The organism is Polaribacter sargassicola (genome assembly GCF_021991835.1).
In the GTDB taxonomy this organism is placed as follows: domain Bacteria; phylum Bacteroidota; class Bacteroidia; order Flavobacteriales; family Flavobacteriaceae; genus Polaribacter; species Polaribacter sargassicola.
In genome coordinates, this window is the sequence record NZ_JAHDAU010000007.1 from 123,016 (window position 1) to 142,428 (window position 19,413).

Genomic DNA, 19,413 nt, shown 5'->3' on the forward strand with positions numbered 1-19,413 from the left:
ATATTAAGTAGATAATTGATTAAAAAATGTTTTTTAATTTATTGTAATCTATAAAGTAAACCAATCTCATAGAAAATGTATGATTTTGAGATTGATCAAATAAATTATCTAAGTTTTTAAAGAAAGTTTGGTTTGCTTGGTTGTTTTCGTTAAAAATAGAATTTCTATAAAAAGCAATTAATTGACTACCAGGTGCAAATTGCCAAATGTAATTTAAATCTAAATTCCAGCTGTTAAAGTTTAAGTTTTCTCCGGTATAAGCGTTGTTTTCTGTTAAAGTTCCATTAGAGTTTAAATTATGATAACTATTATAATTTACGTCTCCCCAATAATGTCTAAAGCTTAAAGATAGAGAAGAATTTGTGCTAAAACTATATTTACCAGCAATAGTGTTTGTGTAATTTTTTCGATCTCTAATACCAAAAATAATGTTGTTATTAGTTTGATCTACATAACCTTGATCGTTATTAAATTTATTGAAATTTAAATTATACTGTAAAGAAAACTTATTGGTAAAACGATAACGAGGTGCTACGCCAAAACCATAACCCACTTTAGGGTTTTTAGAGTAAGCAGTATACCAGATATCTGCATCTAATTGAAACTTTTTTTGAGAGTTTGTAGAAATCCAGCCATTAATGTTTTTTCGTTCTGGTTGTAAAAAATAAATGCCGCTTGTAGAACCTTGCCTAGGTTCAAAAAAGTCTTTGCTTTCTGTTTCGTAATTTAAATTTCCACCAAAATAAAAACGATTTATTGTTTGTGCGCTTGCTCCAAAACTAGCTTGATAACCTGTGTAAATACCAGAATAATGTTGAAACTCTGCATCATTATAAAAATAAAAATTATAACTGTTAAATTTTTTTGTAGGTTGTAATGTTGTCCAGCCTGCGCTACCATAAATAGCTTGTTCGTTATTACTAAATAAGATACCTAAATCGTTAGGGTTAAAATCTTTATTTTCTAGATAATAACCTATTTCCCAGTTCCAATGACCAGAATTATATCCAAAACTATTATCAAAAGTATAACCTGTATTTGGGTTATTAATATCATCAGAAATATTACTCATTTTTACTGAACCATCTGCATTATACTTACTGTTTTTAGTTTCTATATGCCAATCTAAAGCGGTAACATTAGCGTCTCTAAAACGTCCGTTTCTAGTAACATTTGTATTTATAAGAGAAATTGTAGAGTTTTGGTTAAATTGTTGATCTAATACTAAAATGTTATAATTAGTAAAAGGCGAGATTACCTCTTTTCTAATATCACCAGTTTCATTATTAATAATTGTAGCTTCTGTTTTTTCTGTAATTGCATTAAAAATACCAATACCCAAACCACTTTTTGTTCTACCAGATACTTTTATGGCGTTTAACATATTTACTTTGCTAGGGTAATCTGTAATTTCTTCGTTACTATTTAGTGTTGATGAAACATTAAATTGATCTATAGGGTTAGAGCCGATTCTTCTAGAATAAAAAAGGTTGGCAATATTAAATAGCTCGGTTCCTTCTGTAAAAAATTGTCTTTGCTCTGTAAACTGTTGTTCAAACGGACCTAGATTTAGTTCTACATCATCAAAACCAACTTGGCTAAAATCAGGGATTAATGTAGCATCTAATGTAAAGTTATCTGTTAAACCATATTTTATGTCCATACCAACACTCCAATCATAATCTGTATTTCCATCAAAAGTAGTTGCTGTTGCAGAAGCGTAAGGGTATAAATTTAAGCGAGTAGGAGGTTTTATGTTTTTAAAACCGGTAATTAAACCATCGTATTGTGTCCATCTACCTACAGAGTTGTCAATATGTGTCCAGGTATGTTGTGCATTTAATTTTTCTAACCTTCTATGAAAATTAAATCCCCAAGATTGTATGGGTCTGTTTGCAAAACGCAAAGCTCTGTAAGGAATTTTTATTTCTGCATTCCAACCTTTTTCATCAGTAGAAACAGCACTTTCCCAAACAGCACTCCAGTCAAAATCTTCATTACCGTTAGAAACTTTAGCATCACCTTGGTTTCCTGTAGCTTGTACTATAAATTCAAATGGGTTTTGGCCATCATCATTAGGGTTTATAGTAACTAAAAAGAAATCTGCAATACTAAAATTATCTCTTGTAGAAAATTCTTTGGGTATTCCTTCAGGATCAGGATCATTCATTTGAGCAGAAATATAGATTGCATTATCATCATAAACTACTTTTACGGTAGTTTGATATTCTTTACTAACTACTTTACCATTAGATGGTCTAAGTTCAATAAAATCTGTAATTAACTCTGCATTTTTCCAAGACTCATCGTTTAGATATCCGTCAATTTTTGGAGGTTTAGTTATTCTAGTGGTTTTAATTACTCTTCTATTTTTTTTACTCTGTGCATTTGTTTGTTTAATTGATAAAAAAACAACAATTAATAAAAAGGCTTTTTTAAACATGTAATTTTGGTTGATTAATAGTAAGATGTTGTTTGTGTTAACTTGTTTAAGTTAGTTAATACACCTACAAAGACTTTGGTAGAATTAAAATGTTACACTTTTTAAAAAATTAAACTTTTTATGTTAAAATGATAAATAAAATGTATTAATAAATTTTTAATGAAAACTATGCGAAATTTTATATATGAATTTGTATTTTTGAATCCGTTAATAAAATTTTACAAATGAATTTACACGAATATCAAGGAAAAGAAATTTTAAACAGTTTTGGAGTTAGAATTCAACGAGGAATTGTTGCAAGTACTCCTGCTGAGGCAGTTGATGCTGCAAAAAAGCTTACAGAAGAAACTGGAACAGGTTGGCATGTAATTAAAGCTCAAGTACACGCAGGTGGTCGTGGAAAAGGTGGTGGTGTTAAGTTGGCAAAAAACTTAGACGAAGTAAAATCTATTTCTGATGATATTTTAGGAATGATGTTAGTTACGCCTCAAACATCTGCAGAAGGAAAATTAGTAAATCAGGTATTAATTGCTGAGGATGTATATTATCCTGGTGATTCTGAACCAGATGAATATTATATGTCTGTTTTATTAAACAGAGCAACTGGTAAAAACATGATTATGTATTCTACAGAAGGTGGAATGGATATTGAAACTGTTGCAGAAGAAACTCCACACTTAATTTTTACAGAAGAAATAGATCCTTTATTAGGGTTAATGCCTTTTCAAGCACGTAAAGTTGCTTTTAACTTAGGTTTATCTGGTGTAGCTTTTAAAGAAATGACAAAATTTGTTACTGCTTTATATACAGCTTACATTAAATCAGACTCTTCTATGTTTGAAATTAACCCAGTATTAAAAACATCAGATTCTAAAATAATGGCTGTTGATGCTAAAGTATCTTTAGATGAAAATGCATTATACAGACATAAAGATTATGCAGCAATGCGTGATTTAAGAGAAGAAAACCCAATTGAAGTTGAAGCTAAAGCTGCTGGATTAAACTATGTAGATTTAGATGGAAACGTTGGATGTATGGTAAACGGAGCTGGATTAGCAATGGGAACTATGGATTTAATTAAAGAATCTGGAGGAGAGCCAGCTAACTTTTTAGATGTTGGTGGTACTGCAGATGCTGCTAGAGTAGAAACTGCTTTTGGTATTATTTTAAAAGATCCAGAAGTTAAAGCTATTTTGGTAAATATCTTTGGTGGTATTGTACGTTGTGATAGAGTTGCACAAGGTGTTGTAGATGCATACAAAAATATGGGAGACAAAATTACTGTGCCTATTATTTGTAGATTACAAGGTACTAATGCAAAAGAAGCAAAAGAGTTAATTGACAATTCTGGTATGGAAATTATTTCTGCTACAGAATTTCAAGAAGCTGCAGATAAAGTACAAGAAGTTTTAAGTGCTTAATTTGTAACTTACAATTACATTATATTAAAAGCCTCGCAATTTGCGAGGCTTTTTTTGTTTCTAGTTTTTAAGTAAGATTAGCATTTGCGTTCACTTTTTAATGTTATGCGTTAATAACAACGTTTCTTATCCTGTAGTTTTGTGTAAATCAAAAAAACAAAATACAATGGATACAGATTTTATTTTGCAACCATTTAATAATATAGATGGATTGCATTTAAGTAATAGAGTAGTAATGGCGCCTATGACAAGAAGTAGAGCTAATAATGAAGAGAGAAAACCAACAGAAGAATTAGAAGCATTGTATTATAAGCAAAGAGCTTCGGCTGGATTAATTATTACAGAAGGATCTCAAGTTTCTAAAAAAGCTATTGGATATATAAATACACCAGGAATACATTCTAAAGCTCAGGTAGAAGGTTGGAAAAAAGTAACTGAAAACGTGCATGAGCAAGGAGGTAAAATTTTTATACAATTATGGCATGTAGGTAGAATTTCTCATCCAGATTTTCATAACGGAGAGTTACCACTTGCACCTTCTGCATTAAACCCAAATACAGAAGTATATACTGCAGAAGGTCGTAAAAATACTGTTACGCCTAAAGCAATGACTCAAGAAGAGATTAATCAAACAATATTAGATTTTAAAAATGCAGCTAAAAATGCAATAGAAGCTGGTTTTGATGGAGTAGAAATTCATTCTTCTAACGGATATTTATTTCATCAGTTTTTTAATAGAACCTCTAATAAAAGAACCGATAAATATGGAGGAAGTATAGAAAATAGAGCTCGCTTTTTCTTTGAAGTTTTAGATGCTGTAAAAGAAGTTTTACCAGAGCAGAAAATAGGAGCAAGGTTTAACCCGTCTCTAAATAATATTTTTGGGATGGAAATGGATGAAGAAACCATACCAACATTTGAATATATCATCAAAAAATTAAACGATTATAACTTGGCTTACATTCATTTATCAGAACCTTTTAATGATGTTTCAGATATACCTTATGCCGTAACCAATATTGCAGAGCATTTTAGACCAATCTATAACGGTACAATAATTATTAATTCAGGTTTTGATAAAGAATCTGCAAATAAAGTTATAAAAGAAGGTAATGCAGATTTAGTAGCTTTTGGTAAACCTTATATTTCTAATCCGGATTTAGTAAAGCGTTTTAAATATAATGTAGCATTAACCGAATGGAATGAAGAAACTTTTTACACTCCAGGAAAAAAAGGATATGTAGATTATTCAAAATCAAAAATAGTACCTGTATAAACTTGTTGCAAATAGTCTTAAAAAACAATTTTGTAATTATTATTAACAATTAAAAAAAATCATAAAATGATTAAACCAACACAGAAAGCACCCAATTTAAAGATAAATTTAGTAAACGGAAAAGTATGGAATTTAGAAGACCAAAATCCAGAAAATTTCACTTTAGTTTTATTTTACAGAGGAAAACACTGTCCTGTTTGTAAAATGCAATTAGAAGATTTAGAAAAGAAAATGAAAGACTTTTCAGAAAGAGGAGTAAATGTAATTGCAGTAAGTGTAAATACGGAAGAAGTTGCTAAAGAAACTCATGAAAAATGGGATATAAAAAATGTACCTTTAGGATACGGATTATCTATTGATGAAGGTAGAAAATGGGGATTATTAGTAAGTAATGCTATTTCTGATAAAGAACCAGAACAGTTTGTAGAACCAGGCTTATTTATATTAGATAAAGAAGGTAAGATTTATTGGGAATCTATACAATCTATGCCATTTGGTAGACCAGAATTTAAAGATGTTTTAAAAGGAATAGATTATATTTTAAAAGAAGGTTACCCAGCAAGAGGAGGAGCTTAATAAAATACTTAGTCTATTTATAAACTTTAAAATTTAGTATTATGGAAATTAATTTTGAATACAAAGATGTAACGGTAAGTGATCTTTTAGAACTATATACAATTGAAAAATTAAATGATTTAGACAAAAAATATAATTTTTTAATTAGTGCAGATGTTTATTTTAAAACAGAAAATACAACTTCAGATGAAACAGGATTGATTTGCGGTATCCGTATTTATGGAAACGGAATTACCTTTTTTGCAGAATCTAATAAAGATAATTTTGAAAATGCGGTATCAGAAACTGTTCATCAATTAGAGCCGCAGCTCAAGAAAAAGAAAAGTAAATTATTATCACATTATTAACAAAAAAGAAGCCATCATTTATTTGATGGTTTTTTTTTTGAAAGGCTATAATTATTTAAGAATAATAGATATGAATAACATTTCAATTTATAAGATTTTTTGTTCAAAAAATAAATGAATGAATATTTATTCATAAATTTGTATTCCAAAATAATAATAGATGGCTCGTAAAATTGATGAAGATAAAATAGCAAGAATTAAAGAAGCAACAATGCAAACAATTGTAGAAAAAGGTATAGAATCTACAACAATAGCAATGATTGCCAAAAATGCCAATGTAAGCGGTGGTTATTTGTACAGAACTTATGCTGGTAAACAAGAGTTAATTAATGAAATGTATCATGATAAAGTAAATTCTGTTTACAAAGAATTAGAAAATTTGTTGTCTTTAAATAAAACTAGCATAAAACCATTAATAGAAACATTTATAAAAAATAGAATTACTTATTTTTTAGATAATCCAAATGCTTCTAAGTTTTTTTATCAATTACTACACAATGAGAATTTTTTTGCATCAGAAGAAATTAAAGTAAAAAGTGCTGAGTTGATGCAGAGTATTAAAAGTATTGGAGTTAAATCTGGTGAAATATCAAAAGATACTACTGTTTATCAACTACATTATCACATTTTGGTATACGCTGTAGACTATATAAACTTTACAAGAAGAAATATTTTTGAAGAACAAGAAGTAACTATAAATGATGTTAAGAAGTTAACCGAAAATATTTTAAATATTTTAAAATAAATGAAAATCAATTTAAATTTTAATTCGATGAAATTGAACAAGGTAAATATAAAAATATTCTTGTTTTTATGTTTTATAACAACGCTTTCTAATGCACAAAACATAACTTTAAAAGAAGCTTATAATTTGATGTTGTCTAAAAATGGAGAAGCAAAAGCTTCTAGTTTTGAGGTAAAAGCAATGGAAGAAGAACATAAAGCAACAAAAGGTTTACGCTTACCAACTATTGGGGTTTCTGGTACATATATGCATTTAGATAATGATATTACAGTAGATTTAAATGAAGAAAGAAACATGGTTGGTGGTTTATTAAGTATTACAAATCCGGCAGATGTTTTAGGTGATTGGAATTTTGAGTTACAAGAAAAAAACTTAGGGTTTGCAACAGCAGATATATCGATGCCAATTTTTGCTGGAGGAAAAATTAATGCAGCAACAAAAGCATCAGAAATAAAATTAGCAATAACAGAAACAAAACATAAAATTAAAGAGGATGAATTAACTATAAACCTAATCAACTACTTTTTTAAATTAAAATTAGCGCAAGAAGCTGTTAAGTTAAGACAAGATGTTTATAACGTTATTTTGCTACATAATGATCAAGCAAATAAACTTTTTAAAAACGGATTAATTCCGGAAGTAGAAACTTTAAATGCCAAAGTGGCTTTGTCTAATGCCAAAAGAGAATTGTTAGGTGCAGAAAAAGATGTAGAATTAGCTAAAACTGCTGTTAAAAATTTAATAGGCATAAACTCTTTAGAAGGATTAAAAAGCAATTTTAATAAACCAACAATTGTAAAGTCTGTAGAAGAATTTAAAGAAGAAATGTTAACCGAAAACAATCAGTTAAAAACAATTGAAAAGAATCAAGAATTAGCAGGTATAGGTTTAAAAGTAGAAAAGAGCGATTATTTTCCGAAAGTAGGTATTTCTGGTACTTATATATTAGGTACAGATAATTTACCACTTGTAGATACAAAATGGTTTGTTGGTCTTGGTGTAGAGTGGGAAATTTTTAATGGTTTTCAAAGAGAGCATAAGATAAAAGCATCTAAATATAAAATTTCTCAAGTAGAACAATTTGATAAACAAGCACGATTAAATTTAAGTACTTATACAGAAAAATTGTACAATACAATGCAAAAAGAACTAGAACAGTACGAAAGTTTAAATGCTGATGAAGAATTTGCAAAGAAATTAAAGTTTATGAGAACGCGTGCTTTTGAAGAAGGAACCGGAACTTCTTTAGAAGTAGTAGATGCAACTTTAAAACTATCAGAAATTAAAATTCATAAAATAAAAGCTTTGTGTGAGTATAATATAGCTTACGGAGAGTTAATGGTACTTACAGGTAAAACAAGATCTTTCTTAAATCAAAATTAATATAAAAATGAGAAATCCAAAATTTATAAAATCATTAATAGGTATTGTAATTATTGCAACTTTAGTACTTACAGGTATATGGTTTATAACAAAGCATAAAGCAATTATTTTACAAGGTAGAATAGAGGCCAAAGAAATTTACTTGTCTTCTAAATTGCCTACACGTATTAATTCTTTTGAAGTAAAAGAAGGAGAAAGTGTAAAAAAAGGACAATTATTAGCAACACTCTCTAGTCCAGAAATAATGGCAAAAGAGCAACAAGCTTTGGCTTTAAGAGAGGCTGCAAATGCTCAAAAAAATAAAGCACAAAATGGTGCAAGAGCAGAAGAGATTAGAGGAGCAAAAAGTGTTTACGAAAAAGCAACTGCAGCTGTAAATGTTATGAATAAGACTTACACAAGAATAGAAAATTTATATAAAGATGGTGTAGTTTCAGAACAAAAAAGAGATGAGGTTTTTGCAAAAAGAGAAGTTGCATTAAAAGACCAAGAAGCTGCATTAAGTGTTTATCAAATGGCTAAAAAAGGTGCTAGAAACGAAGATATAGAAGCAGCAACAGCAATGGTTAAACAAGCAGATGGAGCTCTAATAGAACTAGAAGGTTATAAAAACGAAAGAAATATTATTGCACCAATTGATGCTGAGGTTCTTAATTTTTTACCAGAAGAAGGAGAGTTAATTGGTGCTGGTTATCCAGTGGCACACTTGGTAGATTTATCTAATAGCTATGCTATTATAAATGTAAAAGAAACAAGTCTTTTTAATTTTAAAAAGGATCAAACTTTTATGGCTACAATTCCGGCTTTAAATAATAAAGAAGTAGAATTTAAAATTTATTATATAGCTGCTTTAGGTGATTATGCTACTTGGAATGCTGCAAAAGCCACCGGAGATTTTGATATTAGAACTTTTGAAATTAAAGCATCACCAGTAACAAAAGATGTAGAATTAAGACCAGGAATGAGTATTCTAATCGATTATTCTCAATTTAATGAGTAAAATGAAACCTTCTTTAAGAATTGCAAAAAGAGAGATTGCTTTGTTATTTAATACAAAGTCTACTTTTGTGCTTGCAATTATTTTACCGTTTGTATTTATATTGTTTTTCAACTCGCTATTAAGTAAGGGAGTTGCAAGAGATTTGCCCGTTGCTGTGGTAGATTTAGATCAATCGGCTACATCAAGAAATATAATTGCTCAATTAGATGCGGCTCCAGAAATAGAAATTGGTTTTTTTCCTGTGAATCAACAAAAAGGAGAAGAGTTAATTCGTTTAGGTAAAGTTTATGGATTGGTTACAATTCCTAAAAATATAGAGGCAGATTTAAAAAGTGGAAAGCAAGTAACCATTGTTAATCAATATAATAGTAATTTATTGTTGGCAGGTGGTTTAGAAAACAAAGCTTTTAGAAAAGTTATTGGTACAATTTCTGCGGGTATAAATATAGAAAAACAGCGTAAGCAAGGCGTTTCTAAGCAACAAGCTATTATTAATTATGTACCAATTATAGCAAATAATCATACGTTATCAAATCCTTATACAAATTATTCATACTATTTAAATACAGGATTTTTAACCATGTTTTTGCAATTATTTGTAATGTTAACTACTATTTATTGTTTTGGTGCAGATTTAAAATATAGTAAAGGAGGTAAATTATTAAATATTACAAAAGGTAGTTTACTAACAATTATTTTAGGTAAAGTTTTACCATATACAGTTTGGTTTTTTCTAGTAGGTATTGTTACATTATTAAGTATGTATGTGTGGCAAGATTTTCCTTTTTTTGGAAGTAAATTAACCGTTTTAGCCGGTTTACTTTTATTAATTGTAGCCAACCAATGTTATGCTTTGTATTTTGTTTCTGTTAGTAATAGTTTTAGAGAAGCATTAACTTTTGGTTCTGGTTTTGCAGCTGTTAGTTTGTCTTTTTCTGGAGTAACATATCCAATTTTTGGAATGCCAACTGTATTGCAATGGTTGAGTCAAATTTTTCCTTTCACACATTTTTTTGAATTATTGTTAGATCAATCTCAAAGAGGATTTCCTGTATTTTATTCTCTTAAATCTATTATTATTTTAGTTGTTTTAAGTATTGTATCTATATCGTTAAGTTGGTTTAAATTAAAAAGATTGTTTTTAAAAGGGAGTTTTAATCATAATATTTAAAAAAGATGAAGAATTTATTTAAACTATTTTATAGAGGAACAATTTCTTTTAAAAATGCCTTTATTACAGAATGGAATTCTATTAAATCTGATAAAGCAGTTTCTAGTACTTTCTTATCGGTTACATTTATTATTTTAATTGTTTATACATACATATATTCTAATCAAGTAATAAAAGAAGTACCTGTTGCTATTGTAAATCAAGACGGTACAAAAATGAGTAGAGATTATATTGCTATGCTAGAATCTACCGAAGGTACCAAAACGATTACTTCTTTTACAGATTTAAAAGAAGCAAAAAAAGCTTATTACTCTAAAGAAGTAGAGGGTATTGTTATAGTGCCAAAGAATTTCGAAAAAAATATTAGAAGAGGTAAACAAACCACAATTACCACTTTTGCAGATGCAGCAAATATGTTGTTTTATAAACGTGTTTTAGGTGATGTAAGCGTTGTTAACGGATATTTTAGTGCAGGTATTTCTATAAAAAAAGAATTAGCTAAAGGTATTTCTTATGATCAGGCTCAAAAGAATTATTCTCCTATAAAAACAATTTCTAATAGTTTATTTAACACCACATCTGGTTACGCAACGTATTTAATACCCATGTTAACAGCTTTAATTATTCAATTAGTTTTGTTGATGGGAATTGGGCTTTTAAGTGGATCTAGAAGAGAAGTAATTTCTACACATACAGAGTTTCCTAGAATATTACATAAAGGCGGAGTAATATCTGTTTTACTAGCAAAAGCTTGTCTTTATACTTTAATTTACATGATTATTATTCCTGTTCAAGTAGGTGTAATATATGCTTTATTTGGTATTCCTGTTCGTTCTTCTTTGCTTTCAATATATATATTTATCATTCCTTATGTATTTTCTGTAGTGTTTTTAGGAATCTCAATTAGTTCATTTTTTAAGAGAAGAGAAGATTCTATTGTTTTTTTAGTGTTGCTCTCAATTCCATCATTAATGTTAAGTGGATTGTCTTTTCCGGTAGAAGGATTTACGTTATTTTACAATTTTATATCAGAGTTAATACCATCAACACCAGGTATTCTAGGTTTTGTTAAGTTAACACAAATGGAAGCATCATTTTTAGAAGTTTTAAATCAATGGAACCACTTATGGATATTGACTTTTATTTATTTTATAATTGCTGCTATATCACTAAAAATTAGAGCAAAAAAAGAATTTAAATTAAAGAAAGCATAAAAATATTTAAAACTTATTAGTTTTTAAAATCCTTATTTATAAAAATAACAAATCCTTTTTTCTTTAAAATTATTTTATCTTCGTTTTTTAAAATAAAATAGAAGAATGAAAAGAACAATTAAAGATTACGTTGTTATTGGTTTAAAAGGTATGGCAATGGGAGCAGCAGATGTTGTTCCGGGAGTTTCTGGTGGTACAATAGCTTTTATATCTGGTATTTACGAAGAATTGTTAGGTTCTATAAGTAATATAAAATTAGGGTTATTTAAAACTTTAAAAGAGCAAGGTTTTAAAGCTGCTTGGCAAGAATTAAATGGTGGTTTTTTAGCGGCTTTATTTATAGGTATTTTTACTAGCGTTATTTCTTTAGCAAAAGCAATAAAATATCTTTTAGAAAATCAACCAATTTTATTGTGGTCTTTCTTTTTTGGTTTGGTGTTGGCAAGTATTATTTACATAGCTAAACAAATTACTAAATGGAATTTTGCTTCTGTAATAATTTTAATATTAGGTGCTTTTTTAGCTTATTATATAACTACATTAAACCCTCTTGTAACAGAAAATTCTTCTCCATTTTTTATTTTAATAGCGGGTGCAATTGCAATTTGTGCAATGATTTTACCAGGTATTTCTGGATCTTTTATCTTAGTATTATTAGGTGCTTATAAACCTGTTTTAGATGCTGTAAATAATAAAGATTTTAAAACAATTTTAGTGTTTTTAGTTGGTGCAGTTGTTGGTTTATTAACTTTTTCTCGCGTATTAAAATGGTTATTTAAACACTATAAAAACCTAACATTAGCAGGTTTAACAGGCTTTATAATTGGTTCTTTAAATAAAATTTGGCCTTGGAAAGAAACTTTAACTTGGCGTACAAATTCTCACGGAATAGAAGTTCCTTTTAATCAACAAAGTGTAAGTCCTTTTTCTTTTGATGGAGATGCTCAGTTAACAATGGCAATTATATTGTCTGTTGTTGGTTTTGTAGTTATTTTAGGAATGGAAAAATTTGCGAGTCAAAAAAAATAAATGCAATTAGAAAGAACTTTTTTACAAAAACTTAGCCTTTTTTTTAAAGGATTAGCAATGGGAGCTGCAAATAAAGTTCCTGGAGTTTCTGGAGGAACAGTTTCTTTTGTTTTGGGTTTTTACGAAGAATTAATTTATTCTTTTAGAAAAGTTAATTTAAAGGCTTTTAAACTTCTTTTTAGAGGTCGTTTTAAAAGCTTTTATCAATATATAAATGGTAGTTTTCTTCTTTTAATTATGGGAGGAAGTATCTTTAGCTACTTTAGTATTTCTTTGGTTTTAGATTATTTTCTAGAAAACTTTGAACTTTATGTTTGGAGTTGGTTTTTTGGGATGATAATTGGCTCTATCTATTATATTAGTAAAGATTTTGGTGATTGGAATACAAAGAATGTAGTTTCTTTAATGATAGGTGTTTCTATTGGAGTAGGAATTAGTTTTTTAACACCAGCAAAAGAAAATGATAATCTTTGGTTTGTTTTTATTTGTGGTATTATTGGTGTTTCTGGTATGACGCTTCCTGGGCTTTCTGGATCTTTTATTTTAATACTTTTAGGTAATTATGTTCTGTTATTAGTAGATTCTGTAAACATATTATTTAATGTAATTACAAGCCTTTTTTCGGGAGATTTTAAAGTTTTATCAGATCCAATTAAAATAAGATATTTAAAAATAATTGGTGTTTTTACATTTGGTTCTGCCTTTGGCTTGGTTTCTATAAGCCATGTTTTAGGCTATGTTTTAAAAAGATGGTATCAAATAGTAAATGCTGTTATTATTGGTTTTATAACAGGTTCTTTGGGTATTGTTTGGCCTTGGAAAAAAGAAATTTATATTAAAGAAGATTCAAGTTTTTTAATAGATAATGAAGGAAATAAAATTATAGAAAATTACGAACGATTTATTCCAGACTTTTCTAGTCTAGAAACTTGGGTTGCTATTTTATTTATTTCTATAGGTATTGGTTTAATTTTGATGATAGATTATTATGAAAGAAAGAAAAAATAAAGTTTTTGGTCTTTTAGGAAAAGATATTTCTTATTCATTTTCTCGTGGATATTTTACAGAGAAATTTAAAAAAATAGGACTTAAAAATTTTAAGTATGTTAATTTTGATATTCCAAAAATAGAAGATTTTCCTTCTATTGTAGAAGATAATAAAGACGTTAGTGGTATAAATGTTACTATTCCGTACAAAGAAGTAGTAATGCAATATTTAGATAAAATTGACAAAACCGCTAAAGAAATAGGAGCCGTAAATACTATTAAAATTACAAAAAGAGGAAATCTTAAAGGTTATAATTCTGATGTAGTAGGTTTTGAAAATTCAATTTTTCCGTTGATAAAAAAACACCATAAAAAAGCTTTAATATTAGGTACAGGTGGCGCATCTAAAGCTATTGCTTATGCTTTAAAAAAGAATGGCATTAAGTTTAAGTTTGTTTCTAGAAATCCTAAAGGGAAAAAAGAAATTTCTTATCAAGATTTATCACAAGAAATAATGGAAAAGTACCTTATTATTATTAACTCAACACCAGTTGGTACTTCGCCTAATGTAGATCAATCACCAAATATTCCTTACCAATACATTACAAATAAGCATCTTTTGTATGATTTAATTTACAACCCAGAAATAACCGCTTTTTTAGCTAAAGGTAAAGAAAAAGGAGCCATTATTAAAAACGGATACGAAATGCTAGAACTGCAAGCAGAAGAATCTTGGAGAATTTGGAATGAGTAAATTGAGATTCTTTTTTTATTTAATGTTTTAGATTTGTAGCTTTAAATAGTTGTCTGTATCTTTATAAGCAAATTATAAGGCCCTTAAACATTGTAGATATGTTAGATAAAAATGAAGTGAACGCTGAAGACGTTAAAAAAAGTGAAACAGAAGTTACAAACACTGTAGAGATACAAGAAACTTCTAATAATACAGTTGATGAAACTACAGAAGCTGTTAATGAAATAGAGAAATCTGTAGCAGAAAATGCGGAAGAAGCAAATGACGAAAACAAAGATGAAGAAAATAGTGTAGATTATTCTACTTTATCATTAGAAGAGTTAGTTAAAGAGCTTAAAAAAACATTAACTAGCAACGCTATACAAAAGGTTAAACCACAGGTAGATGGCATTAAAAATGCTTTCAATCAAAAATTTGGAGAGCTATTAGCAGAAAAAAAAGCAGCCTTTTTAGAAGCTGGTGGTAACTCAATAGATTTTCAATTTTCTAGCCCAATAAAATCAGAATATAACAAGTTACTTTCTGAGTATAAAAAGCAAAGAGATGCTTATTATGCAGATTTAGAAAAACAATTAAAACTAAATTTAGAAAAAAGGTTGTTAGTTATAGAAAACTTAAAAAACTTAATACAAGAAGCAGATACGGCTACTATGTATAAAGAATTTAAAAGTTTACAAGATGATTGGCGAGCAATTGGTCCTGTGTCTAAAACATATTATAATGATACTTGGAAAACATACCATCATCATGTAGAGCGTTTTTATGATTTATTACACCTAAGCAATGATTTTAGAGACTTAGATTTTAAACATAATTTAGAAGAAAAATTAAAAATTATTGAAAAAGCAGAAGCTTTAGCAGAACACAATGATGTAAATTTTGCTTTTAAAGAATTACAAGATTTACATAAAATCTGGAAAGAAGATATTGGTCCTGTTTCTCAAGAAATGAGAGAAGAAGTATGGAAAAGATTTAGTGTAGTAACTAAAAAAATTCATGATAAAAGACACGAGCATTTTAGAGAGTTACGTTCTAAGTTTCAAGAAATTATTGATGTTAAATTAGCCGTTGTTGCAGAAATTAATGCTTTTGATACTTCTGGGAATAAAACACATAATGATTGGCAAAAAAGTATTAAAGAAATAGAAGCTTTAAGGCAAAAATATTTTGAAGCTGGTAAATTACCTTACGCTAAAAGCGAAGAAGTTTGGCAAAAATTTAAACAAGCTACAAAGAAATTTAATACAGCTAAAAACGTTTTTTATAAGCAAGAAAAAAGCGAACAACAAGATAATTTAAAAAAGAAAATTGCTTTAATAGAATTAGCAGAATCTTTAAAAGAAAGTGATGATTGGGAATCTGCAACAAATACAATGAAAAAAGTACAAGCAGATTGGAAAAAAATAGGTCATGTTCCGCGTAAATTTTCTGATGATATTTGGAAACGTTTTAAAAATGCTTGTAACCATTATTTTGATAGATATCATCAACAAAAAAATTCTTTAAATAAAGAGCAACAAGTTGTTGTAGACAAGAAAAAAGAATATTTAGATTCTTTAAAAGAATTAAAAACACCTACAAAAGAGTTTGTTTTAGGTGCTATTGATAAATGGAGAGAGTTAGGTAGTTTGCCAAGAAATGCACGTCATTTAGAAGGTAAATTTAATAAACAGATAGATCGTTTGTTAGAGGGATTATCTTTGGATAAGAACGAAGTTGCAATGTTAAAATTTACAAATGTTGTAGACGGTTTATATGCAGAAAATGATGTTAGAAAATTAGATTCTGAGCAAATGTTTGTTAGAAAGAAAATTGATGAAATTGTTAGAGAAATACAACAATTAGAAAATAATTTAGGATTTTTCTCTAATGCAAAAGCAGATAATCCTCTAGTTTTAAATGTAAAAAAACAAGTAGCTAAGTTTAAAGAAGATTTATCTATTTGGAAAGAGAAACTAAGTTACATTAAGAAATTAGATTACTAGAATAAAAATTACAACATAAAAAAAAGCGAAACTTATTAAGTTTCGCTTTTTTTTATGTTTTTAAAAAATACTAAGAAAATAACTTATTCATTTTTTCTTTTTCTTCTTCAGCTAAAGCACTATCAACTAATATACGTCCACTGTGCTCATCAATAGTAATTTTCTTTCTATTAGCTATCTCTAATTGCACCTGTGGCGGAATTGTGAAATAAGAACCACCAGAAGCTCCACGCTCTATAGCAACAACAGCTAAACCATTTTTAACTTTAGTTCTAATTCTTGTGTAAGCAGCAAATAAATGTGGATCTAAAGATTCAGAAAATTCAGCAGATTTTTTAATTAATAATTCTTCTTCTTTTTCTGTTTCTTTTAAAATAGCATCTAATTCTGCTTTTTTATGAGCTAAATGTTGTTCTTGTTTTGCTAACTTTTCTTTTGTAGCATCAATAACTTGCATTTTTTGAGCAATTTTAGCTTTGTACTCATTAATTCTTTTTTCTGATAATTGAATTTCTAAATCTTGGTATTCAATTTCTTTAGATAAAGAGTCAAATTCTCTGTTATTTCTAACTTTCTTTTGTTGCTCCTCATACTTTTTCATTAAAGAATTAGACTCTTCAATAGCTAATTTTTTATTGCTAATGTCAGTTTCTAAATTAGTAACATCTTGGTTAAGTTTACCAATACGTGTGTTTAATCCGGCAACTTCATCTTCTAAATCTTCAACCTCTAGAGGTAATTCTCCTCTTACGTTTCTAATTTCGTCAATTCTAGAGTCAATTAATTGTAAATCGTATAAAGCTCTTAATTTTTCTTCAACCGAAATTTCTTTCTTCTTTGCCATGATTATATATAATATATAGGATTTGTACTTTTTTCTGATAAAATGATTGCAAAATTACTAAATTTTTTCTTAAGATAATCAACCAAAAGGTTTTTTGTAAACTGTTCGCTTTCATAATGGCCAATATCTGCTAAAAGAATACTGTTTTCTGCCTTAAAAAACTCGTGATATTTAAAATCTGCACTAATATATGCGTCTGCACCTGCTCTTTTTGCATTAGAAATTGCAAAACTTCCAGAGCCACCTAAAACAGCTACTTTTTTAATTTTTTTATTAATTAATTTAGAATGTCTAACACAATCTGTTTTCATTGTTTTTTTTAAGTATAAAAGAAACTCTTTTTCTTCCATCTCTAAAGGAAATTCACCAATCATTCCCATTCCAATATCTTGATGAATATTTTCTAATGTTACAACTTCAAAAGAAACTTCTTCATACGGATGATTTTCTTTTAAAGCTTTTAAAATATTTCCTTCATCTTTACTTTCAAAAATAACAGAAATTTGCGTTTCTTTTTCTGTATGATTTTTGTTTTTTTCTCCTAAAGTAGGATTAGAACTAGAGTTACCTTTAAAAGTTCCTTCTCCTAAAATATTAAAAGAGCAATTATCATAATTACCTATATTTCCTGCGTTAGCAGAAAACAAAGCATATCTTAATTGTTCTGCATTTTTATTAGGTACATAAGTAGTCAGTTTTTTGATGATTCCTTTTTTAGGAATTAAAATTTTAGAGTTTATTAAGCCTAAAACTTCACACATTTTTGCAGAAACGCCATTTTTAGAATTGTCTAAAGCAGTATGAGTTGCGTAAATAGCAATATCATTTTTTATCGCTTTTAATACAACACGCTCTACATAAGAGTTACCGTTTAGCTTTTTTAAACCACCAAAAATAATAGGATGAAAACTAACAATTAAATTACAGTTTTTAGAAATAGCTTCGTCTACAGTTTCTTCTAAAGTATCTAAAGTAACTAATATATTTGTTACTTCTGTTTGATAATTACCTACCAATAAACCTACATTATCAAAATCTTCAGCATAATTTAAAGGTGCTAATTCTTCTATATAATTAGTAATGTTTTTAATTGTCATTTTAAATTTATTGAAATTCAAAGTTAACAATTTTAATGTATTTTTACACAGATGAAATTAGTAAGATTTTTATTTTTTCCCTTTGCTATTATTTATGATTTGATAACTTCAATTCGTAATTTTTTCTTTAATATAGGTATCTTTAAAGAAACCTCTTTTAAAACTCCTATAATAGTTGTTGGTAATTTAAGTGTTGGTGGTACAGGGAAAACCCCGCAAATAGAATATTTAATTAGACTTTTAAAAGACACTTTTAAGACGGCTGTTTTAAGTAGAGGTTATAAACGTCAAACAGAAGGTTTTGTGCTTTTAAACGACTCTCATTCTGCTTTAGATGTTGGCGATGAACCTTTACAGTATCATAAAAAATTTTCTAATATTAATATTGCTGTTGATGCAAATAGGGTAAACGGAATTACTAAGTTACTTACAGATAAAAGTTTAGACGTTATTCTTTTAGATGATGCGTATCAACATAGAAAAGTAAAAGGAAGTTTTTATATTTTACTTACAAAATATGATGACTTATTTACAGATGATTTTTTGTTACCAACAGGAAATTTAAGAGAGAGTAGAAGAGGAGCAAAAAGATCTGATGTTATTGTGGTTACAAAATGTCCTGTAGGTTTAGATGAAATCTCTAGGGAAAAAATCACTAAAAAATTAGAAAAGTATAACAAAAAAATATTCTTTACCACTATTTCTTATGATGAAAAAGTTTCTGGTAAAAAAAATATACCTGTAGCTGATTTAAAATTATATGAAGTTTTATTAATAACTGGTATTGCAAATCCAAACCCATTTCTTTCATTTTTAAAAAATAATGAAGTTAATTTTAAGCATTTAAAATTTTCTGATCATCATAATTTTTCAAGTAAAGAGATAGATCTTATTAAAGAGGAATATGCTAAATTAAAATCTACTAAGAAAATTATTTTAACTACAGAAAAAGATTTTGTTAGGCTAGAGAGTAGACTTGATAACATTTCTTTTTTAGGAATAAAAACTTTGTTTTTTGATAAGCAAGAATTAGAATTTAATTCAATAATTAAATCTCATATAAAACAAAACCAACGTTTTTAGGTATTATTATCTCTTTATCATAAATAAATACTTTTTTATAAATTAAATAATAGATTTT

Annotated in this window: 17 protein-coding genes; 14 read left to right on the forward strand and 3 right to left on the reverse strand. The window is 28.0% G+C overall.

The features are described 5' to 3' along the window. Positions 1–19 precede the first annotated feature (19 nt). Complete coding sequence (locus tag KI686_RS12350; RefSeq protein WP_237589630.1) at positions 20–2,443, reverse strand: DUF5916 domain-containing protein; 2,424 nt, start codon at positions 2,441–2,443, stop codon at positions 20–22. A gap of 224 nt (positions 2,444–2,667) precedes the next feature. On the opposite strand from KI686_RS12350, the gene sucC reads away from it, so the two are divergent. From sucC to KI686_RS12415, 13 genes are all read left to right on the forward strand, one after another. Further along, the gene (sucC, locus tag KI686_RS12355; protein ID WP_237589631.1) at positions 2,668–3,864 is read left to right on the forward strand and encodes an ADP-forming succinate--CoA ligase subunit beta; all 1,197 of its coding nucleotides are present in this window, start codon (positions 2,668–2,670) and stop codon (positions 3,862–3,864) included. A gap of 166 nt (positions 3,865–4,030) precedes the next feature. Next, positions 4,031–5,140 (forward strand): alkene reductase, encoded by a 1,110-nt coding sequence (locus KI686_RS12360; RefSeq protein ID WP_237589632.1) that lies wholly within the window; start codon positions 4,031–4,033, stop codon positions 5,138–5,140. Positions 5,141–5,206: 66 nt separating this feature from the next. Continuing rightward, on the forward strand, positions 5,207–5,716 hold the full coding sequence (locus KI686_RS12365; protein ID WP_237589633.1) for a peroxiredoxin-like family protein: 510 nt from the start codon (positions 5,207–5,209) through the stop codon (positions 5,714–5,716). A gap of 41 nt (positions 5,717–5,757) precedes the next feature. Continuing rightward, complete coding sequence (gene hpf / locus KI686_RS12370) at positions 5,758–6,063, forward strand: ribosome hibernation-promoting factor, HPF/YfiA family (RefSeq protein ID WP_237589634.1); 306 nt, start codon at positions 5,758–5,760, stop codon at positions 6,061–6,063. A gap of 160 nt (positions 6,064–6,223) precedes the next feature. Then, positions 6,224–6,808 (forward strand): TetR/AcrR family transcriptional regulator, encoded by a 585-nt coding sequence (locus KI686_RS12375; protein ID WP_237589635.1) that lies wholly within the window; start codon positions 6,224–6,226, stop codon positions 6,806–6,808. A gap of 27 nt (positions 6,809–6,835) precedes the next feature. Continuing rightward, positions 6,836–8,191: a TolC family protein gene (locus KI686_RS12380; protein ID WP_237589636.1), complete on the forward strand. Its 1,356-nt coding sequence runs from the start codon at positions 6,836–6,838 to the stop codon at positions 8,189–8,191. A 7-nt stretch (positions 8,192–8,198) separates the two neighbouring features. Further along, positions 8,199–9,191 carry an HlyD family secretion protein gene (locus KI686_RS12385; protein WP_237589637.1) on the forward strand — a complete coding sequence of 331 codons (993 nt, stop codon included), beginning with the start codon at positions 8,199–8,201 and terminating at the stop codon, positions 9,189–9,191. Continuing rightward, positions 9,184–10,362 (forward strand): ABC transporter permease, encoded by a 1,179-nt coding sequence (locus KI686_RS12390; RefSeq protein WP_237589638.1) that lies wholly within the window; start codon positions 9,184–9,186, stop codon positions 10,360–10,362. The genes KI686_RS12385 and KI686_RS12390 overlap by 8 nt, the downstream gene beginning before the upstream one ends. 5 nt (positions 10,363–10,367) lie before the next feature. Continuing rightward, a complete protein-coding gene (locus KI686_RS12395) occupies positions 10,368–11,576 on the forward strand; it encodes an ABC transporter permease (protein WP_237589639.1) in 1,209 nt (402 codons plus the stop codon). 105 nt (positions 11,577–11,681) lie between these two features. Further along, a complete protein-coding gene (locus tag KI686_RS12400; protein WP_237589640.1) occupies positions 11,682–12,605 on the forward strand; it encodes a polyprenyl-phosphate transporter in 924 nt (307 codons plus the stop codon). Next, positions 12,606–13,613 (forward strand): DUF368 domain-containing protein, encoded by a 1,008-nt coding sequence (locus KI686_RS12405; RefSeq protein WP_237589641.1) that lies wholly within the window; start codon positions 12,606–12,608, stop codon positions 13,611–13,613. Further along, the gene (locus KI686_RS12410) at positions 13,594–14,346 is read left to right on the forward strand and encodes a shikimate dehydrogenase family protein (RefSeq protein WP_237589642.1); all 753 of its coding nucleotides are present in this window, start codon (positions 13,594–13,596) and stop codon (positions 14,344–14,346) included. Before KI686_RS12405 ends, KI686_RS12410 begins: the two co-directional genes overlap by 20 nt. A gap of 98 nt (positions 14,347–14,444) precedes the next feature. Beyond that, entirely contained in the window at positions 14,445–16,331 is a 1,887-nt protein-coding gene (locus tag KI686_RS12415) for a DUF349 domain-containing protein (RefSeq protein ID WP_237589643.1), read from the forward strand. 70 nt (positions 16,332–16,401) lie between these two features. Here the strand turns inward: KI686_RS12415 and KI686_RS12420 are convergent, their stop codons facing one another. Then, a complete protein-coding gene (locus KI686_RS12420; protein WP_237589644.1) occupies positions 16,402–17,175 on the reverse strand; it encodes a zinc ribbon domain-containing protein in 774 nt (257 codons plus the stop codon). A gap of 2 nt (positions 17,176–17,177) precedes the next feature. Further along, positions 17,178–18,272, reverse strand: coding sequence for a Nif3-like dinuclear metal center hexameric protein (locus tag KI686_RS12425; RefSeq protein ID WP_237589704.1), 1,095 nt, complete (start codon positions 18,270–18,272; stop codon positions 17,178–17,180). A gap of 51 nt (positions 18,273–18,323) precedes the next feature. Here KI686_RS12425 and lpxK point away from each other — a divergent pair, with 51 nt between their 5' ends. Beyond that, complete coding sequence (gene lpxK, locus KI686_RS12430; RefSeq protein ID WP_237589645.1) at positions 18,324–19,355, forward strand: tetraacyldisaccharide 4'-kinase; 1,032 nt, start codon at positions 18,324–18,326, stop codon at positions 19,353–19,355. The last annotated feature ends 58 nt before the right edge of the window (positions 19,356–19,413 follow it).

Coding starts and splice junctions, on each gene's coding strand:
- KI686_RS12350 (WP_237589630.1), bottom strand. CDS start 2,443: ATGTTTAAAAAAGCCTTTTTATTAATTGTTGTTTTTTTATCAATTAAA.
- sucC (WP_237589631.1), top strand. CDS start 2,668: ATGAATTTACACGAATATCAAGGAAAAGAAATTTTAAACAGTTTTGGA.
- KI686_RS12360 (WP_237589632.1), top strand. CDS start 4,031: ATGGATACAGATTTTATTTTGCAACCATTTAATAATATAGATGGATTG.
- KI686_RS12365 (WP_237589633.1), top strand. CDS start 5,207: ATGATTAAACCAACACAGAAAGCACCCAATTTAAAGATAAATTTAGTA.
- hpf (WP_237589634.1), top strand. CDS start 5,758: ATGGAAATTAATTTTGAATACAAAGATGTAACGGTAAGTGATCTTTTA.
- KI686_RS12375 (WP_237589635.1), top strand. CDS start 6,224: ATGGCTCGTAAAATTGATGAAGATAAAATAGCAAGAATTAAAGAAGCA.
- KI686_RS12380 (WP_237589636.1), top strand. CDS start 6,836: ATGAAATTGAACAAGGTAAATATAAAAATATTCTTGTTTTTATGTTTT.
- KI686_RS12385 (WP_237589637.1), top strand. CDS start 8,199: ATGAGAAATCCAAAATTTATAAAATCATTAATAGGTATTGTAATTATT.
- KI686_RS12390 (WP_237589638.1), top strand. CDS start 9,184: ATGAGTAAAATGAAACCTTCTTTAAGAATTGCAAAAAGAGAGATTGCT.
- KI686_RS12395 (WP_237589639.1), top strand. CDS start 10,368: ATGAAGAATTTATTTAAACTATTTTATAGAGGAACAATTTCTTTTAAA.
- KI686_RS12400 (WP_237589640.1), top strand. CDS start 11,682: ATGAAAAGAACAATTAAAGATTACGTTGTTATTGGTTTAAAAGGTATG.
- KI686_RS12405 (WP_237589641.1), top strand. CDS start 12,606: ATGCAATTAGAAAGAACTTTTTTACAAAAACTTAGCCTTTTTTTTAAA.
- KI686_RS12410 (WP_237589642.1), top strand. CDS start 13,594: ATGAAAGAAAGAAAAAATAAAGTTTTTGGTCTTTTAGGAAAAGATATT.
- KI686_RS12415 (WP_237589643.1), top strand. CDS start 14,445: ATGTTAGATAAAAATGAAGTGAACGCTGAAGACGTTAAAAAAAGTGAA.
- KI686_RS12420 (WP_237589644.1), bottom strand. CDS start 17,175: ATGGCAAAGAAGAAAGAAATTTCGGTTGAAGAAAAATTAAGAGCTTTA.
- KI686_RS12425 (WP_237589704.1), bottom strand. CDS start 18,272: ATGACAATTAAAAACATTACTAATTATATAGAAGAATTAGCACCTTTA.
- lpxK (WP_237589645.1), top strand. CDS start 18,324: ATGAAATTAGTAAGATTTTTATTTTTTCCCTTTGCTATTATTTATGAT.